Source organism: Mycobacterium sp. (assembly GCF_025965855.1).
GTDB lineage: Bacteria > Actinomycetota > Actinomycetes > Mycobacteriales > Mycobacteriaceae > Mycobacterium.
The window spans coordinates 1-7,698 of the sequence record NZ_JAOPWB010000189.1 but is presented as its reverse complement, the minus strand read 5'-3'; the positions used below and the strand labels follow the sequence as shown (position 1 = coordinate 7,698).

Below are 7,698 nucleotides of genomic sequence, written 5' to 3'. Positions count from 1 at the left end.
GGCACCGGCGGTGTGGGCGGCTCGGCAACCGGCGGCGGCACCGGCGGCAACGGCGGCACCGGTGGCGCGGCCGCCAACGGCGGCACCGGCGGCAACGGTGGTGTCGGAGGGAACCAGGGCAACGGTGGCAACGGCGGCAACGGCGGCACCGGCGGCAACGGTGGTGTGGGAACGCCCGTCGGGGTCGGCGGCGCTGGCGGCACCGCCGGCACCGGCGGCACCGGCCGCAACAAGGGTTCTGACGGTAGCCCTGGCGGCAGCGGCTCGCCGGGGTGACCCGCTCGGTTGCGAAAGGCTCAGGGTCTCAAAAGAAATCGCCTCATCCGACGCGCTTGCGCGGTTCCATCCCGAATGTTCGCGCGCCGTTCTGGCGTCAGGGCCCGGCTTTTTCGTCGAGAATGGCGAACAGTTGACCTTCGGTGGCGGTGTTGATGTCGTCGTCGTAGAGGTCATCGTCGGTTGTGGGGTCCGCCGGAAGGGTACTCACCCGCAGCAGGTTCTCAATGCGCGCGGTCAGGCGCTTTTTATCGTCGGGGTCCCAGTCGGGTTGGTCGATGAGCGTTTGAAGTTCACGGACGACGTCGTTGAAGCGGGCCATGCGGTCGACCGCATCATTCCCAGGTCCGGCGGCCAGCTGGCCATCGAGATGCTCGGCGAGTGCACCGGGGGTGGGGTAATCAAAGATCAGCGTCGGCGAAAGGGTGAGCCCCGTCGCGGTTTTGAGCCGGTTGCGCAGTTCGACGGCCGTCAGTGAATCGAACCCGAGATCCTGGAAGGCGCGCTCGGCGTCGACCTCTGCGCTGCTGTGCCCAAGAACGGTGGCGGCGTTACTGCACACCAGATCCGCCAGTTCGCGGTGTCGCTGCGCGGGGGTCAAGCCCGCGAGCCGCCCCCGCAAGTCCGTCGACGCCATCGTGATCTCGACGTGGTCTACGACCCGTCGGGCGGGACGATTGGCCAACTGGCTCAACATCGGAGGCAGCGCCGCACTGTTGCGGGCGAGTGCGTCCCGGTCCAGCCGGGTGGCCACCACGACGGCCTGCTCGCCCAGCAGCGCGGTATCGAACAGTTCGAGCGCTTGCTCGCTGGACAACGGGGCCAATCCGACACGGCTTATCCGCGCCTTGTCGCGGTCGGCGAGGTGCTGTGTCATCCCCGAGTCCTGTTCCCAGAGCCCCCAGGCCACCGACAAGCCGGGCAGCCCACGCGCATGCCGATGCGCGGCCAGCCCGTCGAGGAAGCTGTTGGCCGCCGCATAATTGCCTTGACCGGGAGAGCCGACGGTCCCGGCCATCGACGAAAACATCACGAACGCAGACAGATTCAGGCCGCGGGTCAGCTCGTGCAAGTTCCAGGCCGCATCCACCTTGGCCCGCAAGACCGCACTCATGCGCTCAGCGGTCAACGATGCGATCACCGCGTCATCGAGCACGCCTGCGGCGTGAATCACCGCGGTCAGCGGTTGCTGCTCGGGCAGCCCAGCCAGCAATTCCGCCACCGAAGCTCGATCGCTGACATCACAGGCCACGACTTGCACTTGGGCGCCCGCCTGGGTCAACTCAGCCACCAATTCGTCGGCGCCTTCGGCGGTTTGGCCCCGACGGCTGGCCAGCACGACATGGCGCGCCCCGTACCGGCTGACCACATGACGAGCCAGCAACCCACCCGCCATCCCGGTACCGCCGGTGATCAACACCGTGCCGCCGGCGAGCCCGACGCCTGGCCTATCGGGCAGAGTCAAAACCACCTTGCCGATGTGGCGGGCCTGGCTGACGAACCGGTACGCCTCGGCGGCACGACGCACATCCCATGTGGTCAAAGGCAATCGACGCAACGAACCAGCCTCGAAAAGCCCGACTACCTCACCCAACATCTCCTGAATGTGTTGCGGGCCGGCCTCCATCAGGTCGAACGCCCGATATGCCACACCGGGGTAATGTGCGGCGATCAGTTGCGGATCGCGAAGATCGGTCTTACCCATCTCGATGAAGTGCCCACCGGACACCAACAATCGCAACGACGCATCCGTGAACTCACCGGCCAACGAATTGAGCACCACATCTATCCCGGCGCCGCCCGTGACCGCCAAGAACTTCTGCTCAAATTCCAGCGACCGCGAGTCTGCGATATGTGCCTCATCAAAACCGATGGCCCGCAAGGCATCCCACTTACCGCGACTGGCCGTGACGAAAACCTCCGCACCCCAGTGGCGGGCCAACTGTACCGCCGCCGTACCGACCCCGCCCGTCGCGGCATGCACCAACACCCGCTGCCCGGCCCGGACGCCGGCCAGCACCGACAACGCGTACAGCGCCGTCAAAAACACCACCGGCACAGCAGCAGCCTCGGTCAACGACCAACCCCGCGGCACCCGCACCACCAATCGCTGATCGATGGTCGCCTCGGAACCCGCGAGGCCCAGGATGCCCATCACCGCATCACCGACGGCCAAACCGGTCACACCTGGGCCGACCGCGGTGACCACGCCGGCGCCCTCGGCGCCCAATTGCGCCGCGCCCGGATACATTCCCAGTGCCACCAACACATCGCGGAAGTTCACCCCGACGGCGGCCACCGCCACCCGCACCTCACCGGCAGCCAATTCCACCCGCGGGCACGGCTGGACCACCAGATCCTCGAGCGTCCCCCCGCTACCGGCGGCCAATCGCCACTCCCCCGCCGGCAACTCCAACAACGAGCCGGATCCCACCGGCGCCAATCGAGCCTTGTACGCGGTGCCCGTACGCACCACCAATTGCGGCTCACCACAGCCGATTACCGATTCAACGGCAAGTGAGCCGTCGGAGTCGACCAAAATCACCCGGCCCGGGTGCTCGGCCTGCGCCGACCGCACCAACCCCCACACCGCCGCGCCGGCCAAATCCCTGACGTCCTCGCCGGCCAAGCCGACCGCCCCGCCAGTCAGCACCACCAATACGCCAGTCCCGGCACCGGCCAGCGACGACTGCACAACCCGCAACGCCTCCGCGGTGGCCGCGTGCACCGAATCCACCACACCGGTGGGCCCAGCCGCCAATTCCCACACCACGGCGCCGTCGATACCCTCGCCGCTCAACGAAACCGGGGACCAAGTGACACCAAACAGTCCTCCCCCAGCGGGACGGGCGGCCGCCGACAACTGCTCAGGCGACACCGGGCGAAGCGCCAACTCGCGCACCGACAACACCGGTAGCCCGGCCGCATCAGCTATCTCAACCGACATCGCCCCGACACCCGCCGGCGCTATCCGGACTCGCACGCGCGTCGCGCCCGCCGCGTGCAGCGTCACACCCTGCCAGGAAAAGGGCAGGACGGCCTGACCTCGGTCGCCGCCCACCCCTAACGCGTGCAGGCTCGCATCGAGCAACACGGGGTGAATGCCGAATCCGCCCACGGTCAGTCCAGCGTCCTGCGGGACGGCGACATCGGCGAAAACCTCACTCCCCCGGCGCCATACGCTCCGCAGTCCCCGAAAGGCCGGGCCGTAGCCGTAACCACGCCCGGTCAGCCCCTCGTAGGCGCCGGCGACGTCGACCGCGACCGCACCCACCGGCGGCCACGCCGACAAATCCCCACACGGCTCCACCGGCCTCGCGCTCAGCACGCCCTCGGCGTGCAGCGCCCAGCCCGAATCCGGCTGCCCGCCAGACGAATACACCGACGCGGTTCGACGGCCCGACTCGTCGGCGGCACCGACCAACACCTGCACCTGAACCCCGCCCGCCGCCGGCAATACCAGCGGCGCCGACAACGTCAACTCTTCGATCGCCGAACAGCCGGCCTCGTCGCCGGCGCGCAGCACCAGCTCCACGAAGCCCGCCCCGGGAAAGAGCACCACTCCGCTCACCGCGTGATCGGCCAGCCACGGTTGTGCCGCAACCGACAGTCGGCCCGTCAACACCACCTCACCCGAATCGGGTCGCTCCAGCACGGCACCCAACAAGGCATGGTCAGCCCCGACCAGACCCAGCCCGCCTACATCAGCCGACCCCACCATCTCGGGCGACAGCCAAAACCTCCGGTGCTGGAAGGGGTACGTAGGGAGTTCGACGCGTTGAGCGTCGAGGCCGGAGAACGTCGCCGCCCAATCCACCGCCAGCCCGGCAGCGAAAAGCCGTCCGGCCGCGCCCAGCAGCGACTGGACTTCGGGCCGGTCTTTGGCCATGCCCGCCACAGCAAGCGCCTGCTCGGAAGTCAACGACGCCGCCGCCGCGGCCGTCAGCGCGCTACCGGGGCCCACTTCCACAAACACTCCCGCGCCGAGCGACTCGGCCAGCTGCACGCCGTCGACAAAGCGCACCGGCGCGCGAACATGTCGCACCCAATAGTCCGGCGAGCCGTACCCCGCTCCGGCCAACTGCCCGGTCACGTTTGACACCAACGCAATCCGCGGCTCGGCCGCGGACACCCCGCGGACCACCTCCGCGAACCGTTCGATCATGGGTTCCATCAGCGCGGAATGAAACGCGTGCGACACCGCCAACCGATGTGTCCGCCGACCCTGCTGAGCCAACCGATCCGCCACGGCCTCCACCGCGGCGCGCTCGCCCGAAATCACCACGGCGTTCGGGCCATTGACCGCGGCCACACTGACGGCCCCAGTCAACAACGGCGCCACCTCGGCCTCACTGGCCGCCACGGCCACCATCGCCCCGCCGGCGGGCAGCGCCGCCATCAACCGGCCCCGCGCGGCCACCACTTTCGCCGCGTCGGCCAAAGACAACACCCCGGCGACGAACGCCGCGGCGATCTCGCCGACGGAATGGCCCATCACCACATCGGGCACCACACCCCACGACCGCCACAGCGCGGTCAGCGCAACCTCGAGGGCAAACAACGCCGGTTGAGCAAACTCCGTGCTTTCCAACACGTTTGCGTCGTCACCCCACACCACCTGGGTCAGCGGCAACCGCAGGTGCTCATCCAACGCCTCGGCGGCCTCGTCGAAGGCGCGGGCGTACACCGGAAAGCGCCGATACAACGCCGCGCCCATGCCCAGCCACTGCGACCCCTGACCGGGAAACAGCCACACGGTCTTGCCGGCCGAGAGCGCCCGCCCGATCACCGCATCGGGACCCTGCTCCCCGGCCGCCAGCTGAACTAAGCTCAGCTGCATTGCCTCGCGATCGCGACCCACCAGCACGGCGCGGTGCTCGAACACCGACCGCGTCGTCGCCAGGGACCAGCCCACGTCCACCACGCTCAGATCCGCGTTGGCGCTCACACGCGCCAATAGCCGCCTGGCCTGTGCGCCAAGCGCTTCCGCTGAGCGAGCGGTCAGCACCCAGGGCACCACTGCGGGCTCGCCGGGCTCCACGACAGCGCTTTCCCGAACGGGCGGAGCCTCCTCGACGATCACATGCGCGTTCGTCCCGCTGATCCCGAACGACGACACGCCGGCACGCCGCGGTGCACCCAACCCGGGCCATGGCCGCGGGTCGGTCAACAACGACACCGCGCCCGACGCCCAATCCACATGCGGCGAGGGCACGTCCACGTGCAGCGTCTTCGGCATCACCCCCTGGCGCATCGCTTGGACCATCTTGATCACGCCGGCAACACCGGCCCCCGCCGACGTATGACCGATATTCGATTTAATCGACCCCAGCCACAGCGGCCGATCAGCCGGGCGATCCTTTCCGTAGGTCGCCAAAAGCGCCTGCGCCTCAATGGGATCCCCTAACACCGTCCCGGTGCCATGCCCCTCGACCACATCCACGTCGGCCGCGGCCAGCCCCGCGTTGGCCAGCGCCGCCCTGATGACCCGCTGCTGCGCCGGCCCGTTGGGCGCCGTCAATCCGTTCGACGCGCCATCCTGATTCACGGCCGAACCCCGCAGGATCGCCAACACCGGATGCCCTTGGCGCCGCGCATCGGCCAACCGCTCCAGGACGAGCATCCCGCCGCCTTCCGACCATGCGGTCCCGTCGGCGGCACCGGCATACACTTTGCACCGGCCGTCCGGGGCCAGGGCTCGTTGCCGACTGAACTCCACAAATCCAGCCGGCGTGGCCATCACCGTGAGCCCGCCGGCCAGCGCCAAATCACACTCCCCCGACCGCAAGGACCCCGCCGCCAGGTGCATCGCCACCAACGACGATGAGCACGCCGTGTCCACCGACACCGCCGGCCCCTCCAGCCCCAGCACGTAGGCCACCCGACCCGACGCCACGCTTAACGTGGAGCCCGTGAACCCGTAGCCCTCCAGCTCGCCCTTTACTTCGCCTCCGTAGCTGGCGTGGATGACGCCGGCGAACACTCCGGTCGCAGAACCACGCAGGCCTTGCGGGTCAATTCCCGCTCGCTCCAACGCCTCCCAGGAGGTCTCCAGCAGCAACCGCTGCTGCGGATCCATCGCCAGCGCCTCGTTGGGTCCAATGCCGAAGAATCCGGCGTCAAAGTCGGCCGCATTGCGCAGGAAGTTGCCCCGGCGGGTATACATCTTTCCTTTGGCGTCGGGATCCGGATCGAATAACCCGTCTACGTCCCAGCCCCGGTCGGCTGGAAAATCCGACACCGCGTCGCGACCTTCAACCACCATCTCCCACAACGCTTCCGGGGAATCCACCCCACCCGCGTAGCGGCAGGCCATTCCCACCACCGCCACCGGCTCGGACTGCTTGGCTTCCAGCTCCAACAGGCGTCGTCGGGTCCGCCTGAGATCGGCGGTGAGCCGCTTCATGTAGTCAAGATGCTTGTCGGTGTCGGGCACTGTCGCCGGTGTTCCTTAAGTCAGGAGCCGAGCTCTTCGTCGAGGATGGCGAAGAGTTGGCTTTCGGTCGCTGCGTGGATGTCTTGGTCGTCGGTCTCGTCGAGGTGTGCGCTGGTGAACTTGGCCAGGAGGTTTTGGAGACGGATGGCCAGGCGCGTTTTGTCTTCCGGGTTCCAGTCGTGTTGGTTCAGCAGTGTTTGCAGTTCTCCGGTGATGTCGTTGGCGCGGGCCAGCAGGTTGGGTTGATCAGCGGGCGCCGCAAGGAGGGTGTTCAGGTAGTCGCCGAGGGCGGTGGGTGTGGGGTGGTCGAAGATGAGAGTGGGCGTCAGAGTGAGCCCGGTGGCGGCTTTGAGCCGGTTGCGTAGTTCGACGGCGGTCAACGAATCGAAGCCGAGGTCCTGGAACGCCCGTTCGGCGTTGATGTCTGCGGCATTGGTGCGTCCCAGGACGGTGGCGGCGTTGCTGCATACCAGTTCGACGAGCTCGCGGTGTCGCTGCTCGGCGGTCAGTTCCTTCAGGCGTGCGGTCAGCCCGGCGGTCGGGACGGCGGCGGTGTCGTGGATAACGCGCCGCGCGGGACGGGCGGCCAACCCGTGCAACAGAGGGGGCAACGCAGCGGTGTTGTCCGACAGCGTGTTTGGATCCACGTGGGTGGCCACCACGACGGGCCGCTCCCCCACCATGGCGGCGTCGAGACGTCGCAGGGCCTGCGCCGTGGATAACTGGGGAAGGCCCAGGCGGCTCATGCGGGCTTTGTCCGTGTCGGTCAGGTGTGCCGTCATCGCCGAGGCCTGTTCCCATAGCCCCCACGCCACCGACAACCCGGGCAGCCCGTGGGCACGGCGATGGGCGGCCAGCGCGTCCAGGAAGCTGTTGGCCGCGGCGTAATTACCCTGACCGGGGGTGCCGACGATTCCCGCCATCGACGAAAACAGCACGAAAGCCGACAAATCCAGACACGCGGTCAGCTCGTGCAAATTCCAGGC

General features: G+C 68.1%; 2 protein-coding genes and 1 pseudogene. 1 reads left to right on the top strand and 2 read right to left on the bottom strand.

Annotation, left to right across the window (positions count from 1 at the left end):
- Nucleotides 1–276, top strand: a pseudogene (locus JWP83_RS16070) (hypothetical protein); the annotation flags it as partial.
- Between the two features lie 97 nt (nt 277–373).
- Here the strand turns inward: JWP83_RS16070 and JWP83_RS16065 are convergent.
- A complete protein-coding gene (locus tag JWP83_RS16065; protein WP_297731684.1) occupies nt 374–6,712 on the bottom strand; it encodes a type I polyketide synthase in 6,339 nt (2,112 codons plus the stop codon).
- Between the two features lie 20 nt (nt 6,713–6,732).
- A partial coding sequence (locus JWP83_RS16060) for a beta-ketoacyl reductase (RefSeq protein ID WP_297731682.1) occupies nt 6,733–7,698 on the bottom strand: 966 nt, incomplete at its 5' end.